The 16,958-nt window shown below is 64.8% G+C and carries 14 protein-coding genes; 12 read left to right on the top strand and 2 right to left on the bottom strand.

Annotated elements, in window-relative coordinates:
• Positions 1-22 precede the first annotated feature (22 nt).
• The 6 genes from VN706_22090 to VN706_22065 all read left to right on the top strand — a co-directional run bounded on the left by VN706_22090 (position 23) and on the right by VN706_22065 (position 6,340).
• On the top strand, positions 23-1,300 hold the full coding sequence (locus VN706_22090; GenBank protein ID HXT18338.1) for a hypothetical protein: 1,278 nt from the start codon (positions 23-25) through the stop codon (positions 1,298-1,300).
• A gap of 196 nt (positions 1,301-1,496) precedes the next feature.
• Positions 1,497-2,123, top strand: a complete 627-nt coding sequence (locus tag VN706_22085) for an outer membrane beta-barrel protein (protein HXT18337.1) — start codon at positions 1,497-1,499, stop codon at positions 2,121-2,123.
• Positions 2,124-2,186: 63 nt separating this feature from the next.
• Positions 2,187-2,801 carry an SET domain-containing protein-lysine N-methyltransferase gene (locus VN706_22080; protein HXT18336.1) on the top strand — a complete coding sequence of 205 codons (615 nt, stop codon included), beginning with the start codon at positions 2,187-2,189 and terminating at the stop codon, positions 2,799-2,801.
• The gene (locus tag VN706_22075) at positions 2,798-3,682 is read left to right on the top strand and encodes a hypothetical protein (GenBank protein ID HXT18335.1); all 885 of its coding nucleotides are present in this window, start codon (positions 2,798-2,800) and stop codon (positions 3,680-3,682) included. Before VN706_22080 ends, VN706_22075 begins: the two co-directional genes overlap by 4 nt.
• A gap of 1 nt (position 3,683) precedes the next feature.
• On the top strand, positions 3,684-4,946 hold the full coding sequence (gene fahA, locus VN706_22070) for a fumarylacetoacetase (GenBank protein ID HXT18334.1): 1,263 nt from the start codon (positions 3,684-3,686) through the stop codon (positions 4,944-4,946).
• Positions 4,943-6,340 carry a DUF4403 family protein gene (locus VN706_22065; GenBank protein ID HXT18333.1) on the top strand — a complete coding sequence of 466 codons (1,398 nt, stop codon included), beginning with the start codon at positions 4,943-4,945 and terminating at the stop codon, positions 6,338-6,340. The genes fahA and VN706_22065 overlap by 4 nt, the downstream gene beginning before the upstream one ends.
• Before the next feature lie 19 nt (positions 6,341-6,359).
• Here VN706_22065 and VN706_22060 read toward each other — a convergent pair whose 3' ends face one another.
• Entirely contained in the window at positions 6,360-7,163 is an 804-nt protein-coding gene (locus VN706_22060; protein HXT18332.1) for a LysM peptidoglycan-binding domain-containing protein, read from the bottom strand.
• Between the two features lie 452 nt (positions 7,164-7,615).
• Here VN706_22060 and VN706_22055 point away from each other — a divergent pair, with 452 nt between their 5' ends.
• The 6 genes from VN706_22055 to VN706_22030 all read left to right on the top strand — a co-directional run bounded on the left by VN706_22055 (position 7,616) and on the right by VN706_22030 (position 14,356).
• Entirely contained in the window at positions 7,616-8,269 is a 654-nt protein-coding gene (locus VN706_22055; GenBank protein HXT18331.1) for a lytic transglycosylase domain-containing protein, read from the top strand.
• Between the two features lie 71 nt (positions 8,270-8,340).
• Positions 8,341-9,126 (top strand): ATP-binding cassette domain-containing protein, encoded by a 786-nt coding sequence (locus VN706_22050; protein ID HXT18330.1) that lies wholly within the window; start codon positions 8,341-8,343, stop codon positions 9,124-9,126.
• Positions 9,123-10,658, top strand: a complete 1,536-nt coding sequence (locus VN706_22045) for a glycine betaine ABC transporter substrate-binding protein (protein ID HXT18329.1) — start codon at positions 9,123-9,125, stop codon at positions 10,656-10,658. Before VN706_22050 ends, VN706_22045 begins: the two co-directional genes overlap by 4 nt.
• On the top strand, positions 10,658-12,121 hold the full coding sequence (locus VN706_22040) for an ergothioneine biosynthesis protein EgtB (protein HXT18328.1): 1,464 nt from the start codon (positions 10,658-10,660) through the stop codon (positions 12,119-12,121). The genes VN706_22045 and VN706_22040 overlap by 1 nt, the downstream gene beginning before the upstream one ends.
• Entirely contained in the window at positions 12,114-13,091 is a 978-nt protein-coding gene (gene egtD / locus VN706_22035) for an L-histidine N(alpha)-methyltransferase (GenBank protein HXT18327.1), read from the top strand. The genes VN706_22040 and egtD overlap by 8 nt, the downstream gene beginning before the upstream one ends.
• Positions 13,088-14,356: a glutamate-cysteine ligase family protein gene (locus VN706_22030; protein ID HXT18326.1), complete on the top strand. Its 1,269-nt coding sequence runs from the start codon at positions 13,088-13,090 to the stop codon at positions 14,354-14,356. The genes egtD and VN706_22030 overlap by 4 nt, the downstream gene beginning before the upstream one ends.
• Here the strand turns inward: VN706_22030 and VN706_22025 are convergent.
• Positions 14,263-16,914 (bottom strand): M1 family aminopeptidase, encoded by a 2,652-nt coding sequence (locus VN706_22025; protein HXT18325.1) that lies wholly within the window; start codon positions 16,912-16,914, stop codon positions 14,263-14,265. The genes VN706_22030 and VN706_22025 overlap by 94 nt on opposite strands.
• Positions 16,915-16,958 lie beyond the last annotated feature (44 nt).

The following is a 16,958-nucleotide window of genomic DNA, read 5'->3' as shown; positions in this document are numbered from 1 at the left end:
GCTTGAATTCGAGAGAAGCGCCATGCGCTTCGTCATCGCCACCAGTCACTTCGCCGGTCTAGGATTCGCCCTTCGCCTCCGCGACGAGGGTCACGACGTGTTGGTTGCCTATCGTGGCATCGCCGACCGGCGCGCGGCCTGCGCGTACGATCTCGTCGGCAACGGGCTCGTTGAGAAGCGCGCCCTGCGCGAGGTGATTCACGACCGCCACCGCTTCCGCAACGCGTACTGGGTGTGGGACGAGAACCACAGCGTCGAGGAGAACGAGCTGCTGCGGTCCGAGGGCTTCAAGGTGCTCGGCGGCGGCAAGTATGCGGACACGATGGAGCACGACCGCGACGCTTGTCTGAGCTTCGTCGAAAAGTACGGCATCACGCCGCCGCCTTCCTTCGCGTTCGACGAGTCGTGTGCGGCGGTGTCCTTCCTGGAGCAGCACCCGAACACGGCGTACGTGTACAAGCCCGATCGCGGCGAGAATTACGAGACGTGGCTGCCGCAGTCGGAGACGGCGGAGGAGGCCAATCTCGAGTTGCGGCAGCATCTCAAGTCGCTGGGCACCAACTCGTCCTTCGTACTGCAGGAGCTCAAGGACGGGATCGAGACGAACGTCGAGGTGTGGTTCGTCAACGGCGAACCCCAATTCGCGTTCATGTCGATCGAATCGAAGAAGAAGCTCGCGGGCGACCTGGGCGATCTGATCGGCTGCGCGTTCGATTTCGTGTTCGGCATTCCTGTCGACAGCCGCGCGGTTCGCGAGAGTGTTGGCCGCTTGTTTCCGGCGTACCGCGAGATGCGCTACACCGGATTCGGCGACGCCAACTTCATCGCCGCGCGCGATGGCGTCTGGTTCTTCGAGAAGTGCGAGCGGTTCGGGTACAACGCGCATCCGAACTTGCTGTGGAACCTGAATCGCGATCCGCTCGGCGATACGTTCGCGTCACTCGTCGACGGCACGTTCCGTCCCAACTTCGCGCCGGGCTTCGGCGCGTCGTGCTCGATGTACATGGATCATCGCGCGTCGGGGAAGGTGATTCAGTTTCCCGAGACGATCGCGCGAGATCTGTACCTCTACGACGCGTACCGAGAAGGCGATCTCCTGCTGACCGCCGGCTACTACGACGACGTGCTCGTCGCGAACGCGTTCGGCTACACCATTCCCACCGCGTGGGAAGCGGTCGTCGCGAAGGCGCATGCGGTGAAGTTTCCCGGACGCTCGTTTCGCATCGACGGCGGTGGAACCAACTTTCCGTCGTCGCCGCTTCGCCGCTACGAGGCGCTCCAGGCGATGGGATACCTGTAGCGACCCGTAACTTTGCGGCGGTAGCTGGAAGAGGACGAATGCGCGTCCCATGCAGATGACGCCGAGCCGTTTCGGCGGAACGCCACAAATCTGCTAAGCCGAGTGATTGCAAGATGTTAAAGCGGGCACGCCCAGTGGTCTCCATCGTGCCTGAGTGGGCGGTTGAAGACACGCTCACATCTCAATCATTCGACTCATGCGCAGCCTCATTCGTGCTCTCATCGCGTCGTCGGTACTCGCGACTCCCGCACTCGCCCAGGCGCCGGAATCCGGCACCGTTCTTCACGTCACGCCATACGCCGGCGCGATGATCTTCGGCAACTATCTCAGCGGCCCGCTCGGCACGAGCTTGAGCAGCAAGCCAAGCATGCTGTATGGCGCTCAGGCGGGTTTGTCGTTGTCGCCGCAGCTGTCGCTCGTCGGCAACATCGGCTATACGAATTCCAACATGCAGGTCGGTTTGCCGATTCTCGGCGGCGTGCAGCTGGGCACGACGTCGGTGCTCCTGTATGACGCGGACCTCGAGTACGATCTCGGCAACGCGAAGGCTGGCGGGACCGCGCTCTCCCCGTTCGTGCAGGCAGGTGTCGGCGCGATGAAGTACGACGTCAACGCCGTGTCGGTCATCAACGCGAGCGCGACGAACCTTGCCGGCAACGTCGGCGTTGGCGCCGACTTCACCGTGGGACGTGGAATGGCGTTGCGCGTTCTCGCCCGCGACTACATCGGCAAGTTCAATTTCAAGGACGCGACCGGCCTCGGCATTACGGGCAACACGGCGAACAATTTCGGCCTTACGGCGGGCATGCGGTTCGATTTCTGATCGGCTAGGTTTGTCATCCTGAGCGGAGCAGAGCGCTCGCTCGGGATGACAAACCAGGACGACATGCCGACGAAAACACGCAGGAAGACCGCCGCAAAGAAAGGTCCGACGCAGCGCGCCACCAAACGCGCCGCCAAACGCGCCACGCAGCGCACCACTCGAAAGCCAGCGCCAACGCCGCCGCCGGCACGCAAGTCGCCGGCAGGCAAAGCGGGTCCCGTCAACGAGTGGATGGAACTGCGCGGTTCGCCCATTCACGGGCTCGGCGCGTTCGCGCGCAAGGCTATCCCCAAGGGAACGCGCATCATCGAGTACACGGGCGAGAAGATCAGCAACGCCGAAGCCGATCGCCGGTACGACGATGAGAAAATGCGCGATCACCACACGTTTCTGTTCATCGTGAATACGAAGCAGTGTGTGGACGCGGCGTTCAACGGCAATGAAGCGCGCTTCATCAACCACTCGTGCGATCCGAACGCGGAGACGTTCGTGATTCGCGGGCGCATCTGGATCGAGGCGTTGAAGGACATCGCGGCGGGCGACGAGATCACCTACGACTACATGTACGAGGATGATCCGAAGTACACCGAGGCGGATCTCCGTTTCTACGGGTGCCGCTGCGGCGCCGCGACCTGTCGCGGCACCATCGTCAATACGAAGCGCAAGCTCGAGCCGTGAGCGAGGCGCTGCGGGCGCTCCTGCACGGCGTGGTGGATTACGCCGGGCTGTTTCCGCCCGCGGCGCTCGACATGCCGGCCGCCGTTCGCGAGTACGATGCGTACCGCACGTCGGCCGACGCATGGATGCTCGGCCGGTTCGTCGTCTCTGTCGCGCGCCTCGATGAATTCGGTGCCGCACTCGAAGGCGTGCATCCAGCCGGCCCCGCGCCGTGGGCGGTGTCCGCGTTGGCTGGCCCTGACATCGCCGGCGATGTGCAGCGCGTTCGCGCATTCAACGCAATCGTGACGAACGCCGCGATCGACACGCTCGAGTGCAAGGCAGTGCGTGAAGAAGACATCGTCGCCGCGGCGGCGTTCGGGCACGACGAGTTTGTCGTCTTCGCTGAGCTGCCGGTGTCGCCCGATCCGGCTGCGCTCGTCCGCGCCGTGAAGCGCGCAGGCATCCACGCCAAGGTTCGCACCGGCGGTGTCACCGCCGAAGCATTCCCCGCGCCGGGCGACATCGTTCGCTTCATTCGGTGTTGCCTCGACGCCGGCGTCCCGTTCAAGGCGACCGCTGGTTTGCATCATCCCATTCGCGGCGATTTCCGACTCACCTATGCGGACGATGCGCCGCACGGACCGATGTACGGCTACCTGAACGTCTTTCTCGCGGCGGCGTTCATGGCCCAGGGAACATCGGACGCGGACGCCGAGCGCATTGTGACGGAACGTGATGCAAGCGCGTTCACGTTCGCGCCGCACAGCGTCGCGTGGCACGGCCGCCAGCTCGACGCGAGTGCGCTTGCGTCGGCGCGGCAACGGGTGGCGACCTCGTTCGGCTCGTGCTCCTTCCGCGAGCCAGTGGACGACCTTCGTTTGCTCGGCTTTCTTCCCTGACATGCTCGACACTACGCACGATCCGGCGCTTCGCTCGTGGGTGGATTCCGCGAACGACGCCGCGACCGACTTTCCAATTCAGAACTTGCCGTTCGGCGTCTTTCGCCGCGCGGGCGAAGACGCGCGCGTCGGTGTCGCGATCGGCGACCAGATTCTCGACCTGCGCGCGGCGTCGCTGCTCGATGCGTCGAATTTGAATGTGCTCATGGCACAGGGCAGGGACGCGGTGCAAGCGCTCCGGCGAACGATCAGCGATTTGCTGCGCGCCGGCGCGCCCCCGATGCCGCGCGTGCTCGTGCCCATGGACGACGTCGAGATGCTGCTGCCGGCATCGATCGGCGACTACAGCGACTTCTACGCGTCGATGCATCACGCGACGAACGTCGGCAGCATGTTTCGTCCCGACAATCCGTTGCTGCCGAATTACAAGTGGGTGCCGATTGGCTACCACGGCCGCGCCTCGTCGATCGTCGTCAGCGGAACATCGGTGCATCGCCCGAACGGACAGACGCGCGACGGTGATGGACCGCCGACGTATGGGCCGAGCCTGCGGCTGGACTACGAGCTGGAAGTCGGCGTCTTCGTGGGGCCCGGCAACACGTTGGGTTCATCAATCGCGATGGATGACGCGCCGTCGCACATCTTCGGGCTCTGTCTCGTGAACGACTGGTCCGCGCGCGACGTGCAGACGTGGGAGTACCAGCCGCTGGGCCCCTTCCTCGCGAAGAGTTTCGCGACCTCGGTCTCGCCGTGGGTGGTGACGCTGGACGCCGTGGAGCCGTATCGCGCGCCGGCGTTCGCGCGGGCGCCAGGGGATCCTGTCCCGCTGCCGCATCTTTATTCGCAGAGTGATACTAAACGAGGTGGTTTAGCGATCACACTCGAGGTTTCGCTGTCGTCGGCGCAGATGCGCCAACGCACCATGGAGCCGATGCGGATCAGCCGCGGCAGCTTCACCGACATGTACTGGACCATTGCGCAACTGCTGACACATCACGCGAGCAACGGCTGCAATCTGCGTCCAGGCGATTTGCTGGCGAGCGGCACGGTGTCCGGCGCCACGAAAGAGTCGCGCGGCTGTCTCCTCGAACGCACGTGGCGTGGAACCGAGCCGCTCGAGCTGCCGACGGGCGAACGCCGCGCATTCCTCGAGGATGGAGACGAAGTCATCCTCCGCGGGTGGTGCGAAGCGGAGGGCAGGCCGCGCATCGGGTTCGGCGAGTGTCGCGGCGTGATAGTGCCGGCATCGGTCGCCGCGCGGTGAGATCGTTGATCAGCGCTCGCGTGATGCGTCGCGCGCGCGTCGTCATAGCGCTCTCATTCGCCGCGGCCTGCTCGCGGCATTTCGATGTCCCGTCGCCGACGCCCGCAGGCGTGTCCGTCACGCCGCCGCCGGCCGAGCCGGCAACGATTGCCGTTCCCGTCACGATCGCGATGAGCGGCATCAAGGCGCGCATCGACTCCGTCTTTCCCGTCACCGACAGTCTCGACCGCGCGCAGTGCAGCGCGATGGGTGGTCTTGTCTGCCATCAGTACGTGTATCGGCGCGACAGTCTCGATCTCAAGATGTTCAACGATCGGATCACGCTGTTCACGCGATTGCGGTTCCGCGCGCGCGTCGGCTTGCCGGGCGGGATCGGCGTCGCGAGCTGCGGGTACGAGCCCGAGCCCATGAAGCGCGCCGAGTTGCGGTTGGCCACGAATCTGTATTGGCGAACCGATTGGCGACTCGCGTCGCGCGCGACGGTGCTCGCACCCGACATTCTCGATCCGTGTCAGGTGACCGCATTCCGCGTCGACGCCACACCCACGATCAAGCACATGCTCGAGGGCCAGCTCTCGCATCTGCGCCAGGAGTTCGACTCCATCGTGCCTGCTGTGGCGGATCTCAAGCCGGCGGCAGACTCGATGTGGCGCATGCTGCAGCACCCGTTCGCGCTCGATTCGGCATCCACGATCTGGTTCAGCATGTCGCCCGATGCGGCCAGCCTTGGTGCGCCGACCGGCAACGGCGCGGCCGTCACGACGTCGATCGTGCTGACGGCGCATCCGCGCGTCGTCGTCGGTTCGACGCCTCCCGCGGACATGCGGCCGCTGCCCTCGCTCACGCTGGCAACGAAATCCAACGGTATCCACGTCCCGCTCGAGATCGAGCTGCCGTTCGATGAGCTCAGTCGCCGCGCGACGGCGCTGCTGTCCGGCGAAGTCGCGGGAAAGGGAATTACCGTCGGCGAGATCAAAGTCTGGGGCGTCGGCGATACCGCCGTCGTCCGCGTCGACGTCACCGGACGCGTGTCGGGCGCGCTCTATCTTCTCGGTCGCGTCGGCTACGATGCCGCGTCGCGCGCCGTGTTGATCGGCGACCTGCGATTCACGCTCGAAAGCTCGAGCAAACTCTCGAGCATCAAAGCCACACTAGGCGCGCCGCGTATTCGTCGCGCGCTCGACCAAGCCACGGGACACGGCCACCTGGCGATCGGCGATCAGCTCGACCGCGTCATGACGCAGCTCGACGCGCAGCTCGATCGCGAGCTCGCGCCCGGCGTTCAACTCAGCGGCGGCGTGACGGACGTTCGCATCGATCGCGTGTACACGACATCGAGCGCGTTCGTGTTGCGCGTGGTATTCGACGGAGCCGCGAGAGTGGACGTTCGCTGAACGCCGTCTAGCCACTGAATCAGATCGCGGGTTTGACCAGCAGGACTTCACCGACCCGAATGCGATTGTCCGGCAGATGATTCCAATTGCGTAGTTTGTCCGGTGTCGTATTCCAGATCGTCGCGATGCTGCCGAGTGCGTCGCCGCGGCGCACGGTGTAGTACTTCGCCTTTCGGCGTTCTACTTCCGCGGCTTTGCGCTCCGCTTCGGCTTTCGCCAGGAACTGGCGCTGTTGCGCGGCATTCGCCACCGCCTTGTCGTGGCGCGCGTCCATCGCGATGATCAGAATGTCGGCGCGCGGCCACGCACCTGAAGGCACGCCAAGGCGCAGCTCTTCGGTCGGCGTCTTGATGACGACCGCTTTCGCCAATCCGAAGAAGGTGCGTCCCGACGAGACATGCACCGTCGTGTCGAGCGAGAAATCGCGCTCCTCGAATGTGGGCGGCAGATCGGGTGCCGCGAGAAGATCGCGCGGCTCGAGGCCGAGATAGAGGAGCCGCTTGTTGGTGAGAACGAGCAGCCCGCGTGTCGCGCGGAAATAGCTGATCGCCGGCCGTTTGAACACGGACACTTCGCGAAAGACTTTCTCGCCGGGCAGCAGCGTGTTCACCTGAAGTTCGCGCTCGGCGATGGCGCGCGTGTCGCGTGGGTCCGTGCGCGCCATGTGCACCGCGAACTGCGCGAGAATCGCAAGCGTGACGAGCGCGATGAACACGATCGCGTACATCGTCGGCGGCTGAATGCGGCGCTTCTTCTTGATGCGTGGTGGTCGCGAACGCGCCGGCGGATCGAACTCCGAGTCGGTGCGGGCCGAGCTGTCCATTGAGTCGGTGGTGCTAGAGAGAACCGCAAGAGAACCGCACATGAGGCGCGTGTGCTTCGTGCGCGTGACTGGGACCTGCGTCACATACCCGGCGTGTGACAAAAAGGATGCCGCGCCAATCTGCAAGAATATCGCAAATCGGGTTGCGCGAACGGCTTGCACGCCTTACCCTGTGAACAACGTAAGACGTTATCAGTCAACCAATTGGCTGAGTTCGGCTCGCGGACCTGGAACTCTGGTCCGCCGAGCTCGGTAAGTTTGGTGTCGGTGGCCTCATTCCCGGCATCGCGCACGCACGTGCACTCCCACGCCCACTCGCCCGACGCGCGGAGGCAGTCATTTCATTTCGGCGTTCTCTTTGGTCGCAGCTGGCGGTCGCGCTCGGTTCTCTGGGTGCGATCGTTGTTGCCGTGAACATCAGCCGGCCTGTTTATGTAAGTGAAAAGCCGGTCGTGTCGGCGATCATCGAGCACAGCTATGTGGACTCGACGGAGCTGCACGCGCCCTGGATTCACGCCTCGGCGGCGGTGGCGCTCAAGACGCCGCAGTTTCTGCGCGATCGCGAGCTGTTCGCAATGGACCTGCTTCGCACGGGCAAGCTGAATCAGGCGCGGGCGCAACATCTGGCCGACGTCGCGGTGCGCGAAGCGTACACGCGCCGCGTTCCGCCGGCGTTGGTGCTTGGCGTCATGCTAACCGAGAACGACGAGCTCAAGTCCAGCGCGCGCTCGAAGGTCGGCGCCATCGGTTTGATGCAGGTTTCGCCTCGGCCGTGGAGCGGGCTCAAGCACAAGTTCGGGTCGAACGTGCACACCGACTCCACGAATCTCAAATACGGCGTCTTCATTCTCGGCTGGGTCGCCGAGAAGGCGACCGAGCTCGTGGACAATCAGGATCAAGCGTGGCGCAAGGCGTTGCTGCGCTACAACGGCTGCGTGCATGGCCGCAATACGCGCGACTGCAAGCGATATCCCGACGTCGTGCGTCGCGAAGTCCAGCGGTCGGCCAAGTCGACGTGTCATGGTCAGGACTTCGACCACTGCGTCGCACAACCGATGTGGCTGGCGCGTCGCGATGGGGACGACAGCGGTTCGTCGGAGCGCTAGCCATCGCTAGGCTCCGCTAGAAATCGCCGGACGATCTTCCGCGGCCTTGCGGGAGCATGGATCTTCCGCGGATGGCTGTCTCCGCCGCCGGCACCAATTCACAATCGATTGTATTGTCCGCCGAGCGTGTCACGAAGCGCTTCGGTGACGTTAGTGCGCTCGATGAGGTTTCTCTCACGCTGCCGCGGGGCGCTTCGCTCGCGTTGATCGGCGAGAGTGGATCGGGCAAGACGACGCTGCTGCGGACGTTCAACCGGTTGGTCGATCCCGACGCGGGTGTCGTGTGTGTAGATGGCGTCGATGTTTCGACCGTCGATCCCGTGCAGCTGCGCCGGCGTATTGGTTACGTGCCGCAGGACGGCGGACTGCTTCCTCACTGGCGAGTACAGCGGAATGTGGAGTTGGTCCTGCGGCTGAACGGCGCTCCCGATGCCGCGGAACGCGCGCGCTCGGCGCTCACGCTCGTTGGGCTCGATCCTGCGCGGTTCGCCGATCGCTGGCCGCGCAAATTGTCGGGCGGCCAGCGGCAACGCGTTGCGATTGCGCGCGCGCTCGCCGGCGAACCGTCGCTGCTGTTGCTCGACGAGCCGTTCGGCGCGCTCGACGCGATCACGCGCGCCGACTTACAGGATGCGTTCGCGGGGATTCGCGAGCGCCTTGCGATGACGACGGTTCTCGTGACGCATGATTTGCACGAAGCGTTGCTGCTCGCGACGCACGTCGCCGTGATGCGGGCAGGGAAGATCGAGCAGATCGCGTCGCCCGAGGCGCTCGTCGCCGATCCGGCGACGGCCTACGTGAAACGATTGCTGGAGCGCGCGCGAGTGGCCGCTGAGCCGGCGGAGAACATCTCGTGAACGTCGTCGCGATTGCGGCGCTATTCATTCAGCTGGCGACCCAGGGAGGTCGGGCGACGCCGCCGGTCGTCGTGGCATCCAAACCGTTCGGCGAGTCGTATCTCCTGGCGGAAATGTTTGCTCAGCTTCTCGAGGCGCGTGGTCTGCGCGTCGTGCGGCGACCCGGGTTGGGCGCCACGGAAATCGCGTTCGGCGCGCTGCGCGCGAACGCGATCGACGTCTACCCCGAGTACACGGGTACGGGCCTGCTTGCGATACTCGGCGAACAACCGATGGGAGATGCCGAGGCCGTATATGCGCGGGTGTCGCGTGAGTTTCGCGTGAAGTACGACGTGCGGTGGCTTCCGCCGCTGGGGTTCGAGAACAGCTACGCGATCGCCGTGAGGCGGCGCACCGCGGATTCGCTGCATCTGCGCACGTTGAGCGATTTGGGCGCGGCGTCGGCGCGTTTGCGCGCGGGCCTGACGCCGGACTTCATAGGACGCGCCGACGGGCTGCCGGGACTTCAGCGCGCGTACGCATTGCATTTCCGTGATGTGCGGGCGTTGCTGCCGGCGGTGAAGTATCAAGCGTTGGCCGCGGGCGAGGTCGATGTGATCGACGGATATTCGACCGATGGGTTGATCGCGCGGTACGATCTCGTCGTGCTCGCGGACGATCGACATTTTTTTCCGCCGTACCAGGCTGCCGCCGTGGTGAGCCCTCGATTGGCGAAGGACAATCCGGCCGCGATTGCCGCGCTCGCGGAGCTCAGCGGGCGTTTGGATGACGAGCAAATGCGCGCGCTCAACAAGCGCGTCGAAGTCGATGGTACGTCCGTCGCGACGGTGGCGCGCGATGCGCTCGCGTCGCTTTCACTCGATGGCGCGACGCGCGCGACGGACGTTGCGGCGTCGACGGGTCGCGATGGTATGAGCGCGTACATGCGAGCGCACTGGCGCGAGATCGGACACTTGCTCGCGCGACACATCGTGTTGGTGGCGGTCTCGCTGCTCTGCGCGGTCGCCGTGGCGCTGCCGCTGGGATTGGTATTGGAGCGCATGTCGGGTCGCGCGGAATCCGTGATTCGCGCGGTTGGTGTACTTCAGACGCTGCCCGGGATCGCGTTGCTCGCCTTCATGATTCCTCTCCTCGGGATTGGCGTGGTACCGGCGTTGGTTGCGTTGGTTCTCTATTCGCTGTATCCCATCGTCAGGAATACGTTCACGGGAGTTCGGGACGCGGATCCGGCCGCGGTCGCCGCGGCGCGCGCGCTCGGAATGACGGACGCACAGATCTTGCGCCACGTTCGGTTTCCGTTGGCGATGCCGGTGATCATGGCCGGTATTCGTACGGCGGCGGTGATCGACGTCGGAACCGCCACGCTGGCAGCCTTCATCGGTGCGGGCGGGCTGGGAGAACCGATCGTGGCTGGACTCGCGCTGGCCGACACGCGCATGATCCTGTCGGGAGCAATTCCCGCGGCGCTGCTGGCGCTCGCCGTCGATGGCGGGCTCGCGATCGTGGAACGCTGGACACAACCGGAAACTTGATGATCGCGACGCACGACGACATCGCGGCGCGGCTCGACGAGGCACGCGCGCGAACCTTCGAGCTGATCGAGCCGCTGACCGACGAGGACCTGCACCGCCAGCACGATCCCTTGATGAGTCCCATCATCTGGGACTTGGGCCACATCGCGCATTTCGAGGAGCTGTGGCTGGTGCGGAATCTCGAGGGGCCCGTGGAGTTCGGAGAGATGCCCGGCATCTACAACCCGTTCGAGCATCCGCGAAAGGTGCGGGGCGAGTTGCAGCTTCCGTCGCTCGACGAATGCCGCACGCTTCTCAACGACGTTCGCGCACGCGTGCTGCGCCGCCTCGAATCGGCTGACTTCGCGAACGGCGACGAGCTGTTACGGAATGGATACGTGTACAACATGGTCTTGCAGCACGAGTATCAGCACAATGAGACCATCTTGCAGACGCTGCAGCTCAAGCAGGGTGCGCCCTATGCTGCGTCGCGACGCTATACCGAACCGCGACGTCCGTCGTCGCGGCCCGTACGCGACAGTGTGCGCTTCGGCGGCGGACGCGTGATCATCGGCACCGACGACCGAACGATCGCGTACGACAACGAGCGCCCCGCGCACGAACGCGACGTTGCGCCGTTCTCGATCGACGTGTTTCCGGTGACGAACGACGACTATCGCGAATTCATCCGCGCGCGCGGCTACACGACACGAGAGTTCTGGTCAGATGCGGGCTGGGCGTGGCTTCAGGAAGCGCGTGTCGAGGCGCCGAAGTACTGGATCCGTGATGGAGACGCCGGCTCGGGGGAACTCGGAGCGCAGGGGCGTAGCGCCGCAGCGACGAGCCACGCGCCGGCCGGCTCGGGGGAACTCGGAGCGAAGGTGCGTAACGCCGCAGCGACGAGCCACGCCGCGGCCGCCTCGGCGGAACTCGGAGCGAAGGTGCGTAGCGCCGCAGCGACGAGCCACATTGATTGGTGCGTGCGCGTGATGGATCGCGTCGAGCCGCTGCGGCCCGAGCTGCCGGTGTGTCACGTCTCGTACTACGAGGCGGAGGCATTCGCCCGCTTCGCGGGCAAGCGGTTGCCGACGGAATTCGAGTGGGAGGTTGCGGCGCGCTGGAGCCCACGCGCGAACAGCGTGTACGAGCCCAAAGCCGTCACGGCGTCGCACGCCAACGTCGATCAACTGTCGTTCGGCACCATGCCCATCGCGAGCTACGGTCAAAACTGGTCCCCGCTCGGCTGCTATGGAATGATCGGCGACGTGTGGGAATGGACCTCGAGCGATTTCCTGCCGTATCCGGGATATCGCACGTTTCCCTATCCCGAATACTCTGAAGTGTTCTTCGGCAGCGAGTACAAGGTGTTGCGCGGCGGATCGTGGGCGACGCGTCCCGCTGTCGCGCGCGCGACCTTCCGCAATTGGGATTATCCCATTCGCCGGCAGATCTTCAGCGGCTTCCGGTGCGCGCGCGATGACTAGTTCGACGATTCCGCGATGCGAGGACGGCGCGGCCATTCGGCGACGGGCCATTCTCGACGACGTGCGAGAGACGCTGTGGAGAACTCCACGGGAATTGTCGCCGCAGTATTTCTATGACGAGCGCGGATCTCGGTTGTTCGAGGAGATCACGCGGCTTCCGGAGTATTATCTCACGCGCGCCGAACGCGAGATTCTCGAGGCGAACGCGGCGAGTCTCGTGCGCTCGGTCGCACCGTGCACGCTCGTCGAGCTTGGCGCCGGCAGCGCGGAGAAGACACGTCTGCTCTTGAACGCCATGCTTGCCGAGATCGACGCACCGGCATACGTGCCCATCGACGTGAGCGCCGAGTTCCTCGACGCGACACGCGAGGCGCTCGAGCGCGAGTACGCCGGGCTCGAGGTGCTGCCGATCGTTGCCGACATCGGCAGCACGATCGCGCTGCCTCGCGATATCCGGCGTCCACTGTTGTTTGCGTTCTTGGGTAGCACGATTGGCAATTTCGCCGGGCGTGACGCGATCGCGCTCTTGCGCCGGGTGCGCGGACAGATGGGCCTGCGCGATCGCCTTCTGCTCGGCACCGATCTCCGAAAGGATTCGGACGTGTTGCATGCCGCGTATAACGATGCCGCCGGTGTGACCGCGGAATTCAATCGCAACATGCTCCGCGTGTTGAACGCGGAGTTGGGGGCGGATTTCAACCCGGAAGCCTTCGAGCATCGTGCGCTCTATGATGAGCGCGAGCATCGCATCGAGATGCGACTGGTGTCGCGCGGACAGCAAGTCGTGTCGATTCCGGGACTGCCGCGTCTCGTGCTGGCCGACGGGGAGTTCATTCGCACGGAGCTCAGTCACAAGTACGATCGCGCCGCGGTCGAGGCGCTCGCGGCGGCATCGGATCTGCGAATCGCGACCTGGCTGACCGATGCGCAACATCGGTTTGCGTTGTCGCTGTTGGAGCCCGCGGGATGATCGTCTCACCGGAGCAACATCGACGGTTGCGTGACGCCATTCATGCACAGTGCTTCACGCCGGCGAGCGACCAGACGCGCGCCATCGGCGCGGAAGTGGAACTGCTGGCGCTGGGGAGCGAGTCGAATCGGCCGGTGGCGCTCGAGGCCGAGCGCGGCGGATTGATCGAAACGCTGCGCGCTTACGGCGAGCGCCACGGCTGGCGAGAGATTGCCGCCGTCGGCGGAATGACGAAATTCGACGTCCCGGGACGCGCACTCGTCAGCTTCGAGCCTGGTGGCCAGATCGAGATCAGCAGCGTGCCGTGCGACTCCGTGAATGCGCTCGTGGCATTGTTGCACGACATCGTGCGTCCACTGCGCGCGGACTTGCTCGAGCGTGGCATCACACTGACGTCGATCGGTATCGACCCGTTCAACGACGCGCGCGACATTCCGCTTCAGTTGCACGCGCCGCGCTACGAGCGCATGACGGCGTACTTCGAGCGCATTGGACCGTTCGGCATTCGCATGATGCGGCAAACCGCGGCGATGCAGGTGTCGCTCGACCGCGGAGCAACTCCCTCGGCGCGATGGCGGCTGCTCAACGACCTGGCACCGTACCTCATCGCGATCTTCGCCAACTCGTCGCATTATCTCGGCGAGGAAGCGGGGCATCGCAGTTATCGCGCGCACTGCTGGCGACAGTTGGATCCGACGCGCACCGGTGTGGTCGGCGCCGGTGGCGACGCAGCCGACGAATACGCGGCGTTTGCGCTCGCGGCCAACGACATGATGCGAACGACGATTCACGGCGAGTCGCGTTCGTTCGAGTGGTGGATGCAGCACTCGAACGACCTGTCTGGCTGGGACACGCACCTCACGACGTTGTTCCCCGAAGTCCGGCCGCGCGGTCACTTCGAAGTGCGCTCGTGCGACGCCGTACCGGTCGAGTGGTATGCGGTGCCGCTCGTGCTGCTGTCGGGCATCGCATACGACGACCGTGCCTCGCGCGAAGCGGCGGTGCTAGCCGCGGAAAGTCGCGTGCTGCTGCGCGCCGCGGGCCAGGTTGGTCTCGCGGATGCCTCGCTCGCTCGCACGGCGCGCGACCTGTTCCAGCTTGGGTTGCAGGGCGCGCGCCGCCTTGGATCGCGATACGTGTCGGGGGACCTGCTCGACACGTGCGACGATTACTACTCGCGCTTCACGGCGCGTGATGCTTCGCCGGCCGACGAAGCGAACCTCGCGCGAATGCGGACGGTGCGCTCGAGATCGTCGCGCGTTTGAAGAATCTTCTGCCGCAAATCGAGCGGCAGCGATTTATGCGACGTGAGAAACGTGTCGATGTCGCGCAATGCTTCGGGCGAGCGCTGGCCGCCGATGAATCCCCCGAGCCACGACCCGAGGTAGAATATTCGGCGATTGCGCTGAATCCAGGGCAGGCTGTCCAGCGCGGGGACGAGATAGGGAAGACTCAGCGCTGACTGGTCCGGCGCATTGAACGCGCGAAGGCTCCCCGTCGCCCAATCCTCGTTCAGCGTCGTATCGCGGAAGTAGCGGTCGAAGTATTCCGCTTTCGTCGCGGACGTCGGCCGTCCGGCGGCGGCAACGAACGCACTGCGCAGGCGGCCCGTGGTGGTGTCGTGCCGCGCCTCGTTGGCGAGCAGCGCATCGGTATTCGGCGCGCCGCGCTCGACGAGATGCGTGACGATCGACCAACGCGTCGGCTGGCGGAGCGGAAGCCCCGCGGTGGATGCGCTGTCGAGCCACGCGTTCAGGCGCGCGATCGCCTGAGGTGTACGGGCGATCGAGATGTACGCGTCGAGCTGGCTCTTCCGAACGCCGTACGATTTGCGTGCGTCCGATGCGCCGGCGAGCAACAACTGCTCGACGCGAGGCGCCACGGATTGGAGTTGCGCGGCAGAGAGATAGGTCGACGTCGCGCGCGTGAGGCGGCCGACGATACCGGCGGATACTTGCTCGTCTGGCTCCGTAGGCAATTCGCGAATGGCTGTCTCGATGAATTGCTCAGGCGCGAGCCGCGCATCACGCACGAGATCCCACAGCGCGCCCCACAGCATCGCGCGAAGGAAGGTGTCGTGAACCTCGCCGATGTGCGCGGACAGCCACTCCGTGCTTTCGCGGTCGAGCATGACGAGCCCGTACGCGTTGTCGTTGGCGTTCGCGAACACGAAACTTGGCGCCGGTTTACCGGCCGCCGCGGCAACCACCGTCGTTTCGGCGCGAATTTCCACGGGAATCAAGGTCGGCTGTTGTCCCGCGGTCCACAGCTCGACCTCCGTGCGGATGGGCCACGCGCCGCGACCGGACAATGCCTGGGCGGGATGCTGCACCAGCAGCAGTCGCGTGACGCGACCATTGGCGACGTCGATCTTCTGCTCGAGCACCGGCATTCCGGGCCTCAGGATGTAGTCGCGGCCCCATTCGGTCAGATCGCGGTGCGCCGCCTGCCCGATGGACGCCAGGAGATCCCGCCACGTCGCGTTGCCATACGCGTGGGCAATGAGAAAACTGTGAAGTCCCGCGCGGAAGGCCGAATCGCCGACGAGGTAGTTGAGCTGCTTGAGGATGCCGGGCGCCTTGTTGTAGACGATCGCGCCATAATTGCTCTTGGCCTGGTCGAGGTTCGCGAGCTGCTGCCATACCGGCGTCGTACCGGCAGTCTGGTCGACGTCGTAGGCCGCCGGCTTGTTGCGGAGGTAGAACGACATCCACGGGTTCGGCAGCCCCTCGATATCCTGCATCTTGGCCGCCATGTAGGTCGCGAAGCCTTCCTTGAGCCAAAGGTCGTCGAACCATCGCATGGTCATGTCGTCGCCGAACCAGTGGTGCGCCACTTCGTGATAGATCGTCGCTCGGCGTCCCAACCGCTGATTGAGCGTCGGCGGTTCGCGGAAAATAAAAGAATCCTCATTAAACATCGTGACGCCCGGGTGCTCCATGCCGCCGAACGGAAACGCGGGCGCGAGCAGGTACTGAAACTGCTGGAAGGGATACTTCACGCCGAAGTATTTCTCGAGCGAATTGAGCGCCGAGCCGACCTGATCCTGCAGGGAATCGACCTCGACTTCCCTGGCGCGCGACTCGCGCACCCACAGTGAGGTGTTGCGCGGGCCGCCCTTGAACTCGTGCCACGGGCCGGCGGCAAACGCGAACAGGTACGTCGGCAGCGGATCGGTCTCGCGGAAGCGCATGACCTTCCAGTCCCGGACGTCGACAGCTTGCCCACCGTCCGAAACGAACAGCGTGTCGCCCGGTGCCTTGGTGATCCCATTCGCGAGCGCGTTCCACTTCTTCGGAATCACCAGAGAGAGTGTGAGTCTCGCCTTGAGATCCGGCTGGTCGAAGCACGGGAACAGCGCGTTCGCATCCGACGGCACCAGCAGCGTGTAGAGGTAGTCGTTGCCGTCCTTGTCGTCGTGAAAGCGAATGATGCTCGCACCGGCCGGCGCAATCATCGACTTGAAGTTGGCCGTCACGACGTTCATGCCGGCATGGATGGCCGCGGCCGGAATTCGCAGATGCGCGCCATTGAACGTCGTCGCGGCCGTGGCGCCGTTCACCTGAACGTTGCTCAGGCTCGGGCCCCGGAAGTCGAGAATGACGTCCGATGCCGTCCGGGCGTCGAAGCGGATGGCGATAATGCCGGACGCGGTGTCGCGGCCGACGAGCGACAGATTCATCGCGTAGCGAACGTCGCTCAGCTCGTGCGCGCGTCGCGTCGCGAGCTCGCGCGAAATGCCGGACCCCATGTACGGGTCGGTGGTGACGGACGCCGTCAGGGCGAGAGCGCCGGCCGGCATCACGCGGACGAAGCGGTGCATAAGGTTCATATGGCTCATAAGGTTCATGTCGTGAGGGTACCGCG

Source organism: Gemmatimonadaceae bacterium, assembly GCA_035606695.1.
GTDB lineage: Bacteria > Gemmatimonadota > Gemmatimonadetes > Gemmatimonadales > Gemmatimonadaceae > JAQBQB01.
Note: the sequence above shows the minus strand (reverse complement) of the source record. Positions and strands in the feature narration are given on the sequence as shown.

Bases quoted from the DNA above. Each gene is read 5' to 3' on its own strand.
- VN706_22090 (HXT18338.1), top strand. From the start codon at position 23: ATGCGCTTCGTCATCGCCACCAGTCACTTCGCCGGTCTAGGATTCGCC.
- VN706_22085 (HXT18337.1), top strand. From the start codon at position 1,497: ATGCGCAGCCTCATTCGTGCTCTCATCGCGTCGTCGGTACTCGCGACT.
- VN706_22080 (HXT18336.1), top strand. From the start codon at position 2,187: ATGCCGACGAAAACACGCAGGAAGACCGCCGCAAAGAAAGGTCCGACG.
- fahA (HXT18334.1), top strand. From the start codon at position 3,684: ATGCTCGACACTACGCACGATCCGGCGCTTCGCTCGTGGGTGGATTCC.
- VN706_22060 (HXT18332.1), bottom strand. From the start codon at position 7,163: ATGGACAGCTCGGCCCGCACCGACTCGGAGTTCGATCCGCCGGCGCGT.
- VN706_22050 (HXT18330.1), top strand. From the start codon at position 8,341: ATGGCTGTCTCCGCCGCCGGCACCAATTCACAATCGATTGTATTGTCC.
- VN706_22040 (HXT18328.1), top strand. From the start codon at position 10,658: ATGATCGCGACGCACGACGACATCGCGGCGCGGCTCGACGAGGCACGC.
- egtD (HXT18327.1), top strand. From the start codon at position 12,114: ATGACTAGTTCGACGATTCCGCGATGCGAGGACGGCGCGGCCATTCGG.
- VN706_22030 (HXT18326.1), top strand. From the start codon at position 13,088: ATGATCGTCTCACCGGAGCAACATCGACGGTTGCGTGACGCCATTCAT.
- VN706_22025 (HXT18325.1), bottom strand. From the start codon at position 16,914: ATGCACCGCTTCGTCCGCGTGATGCCGGCCGGCGCTCTCGCCCTGACG.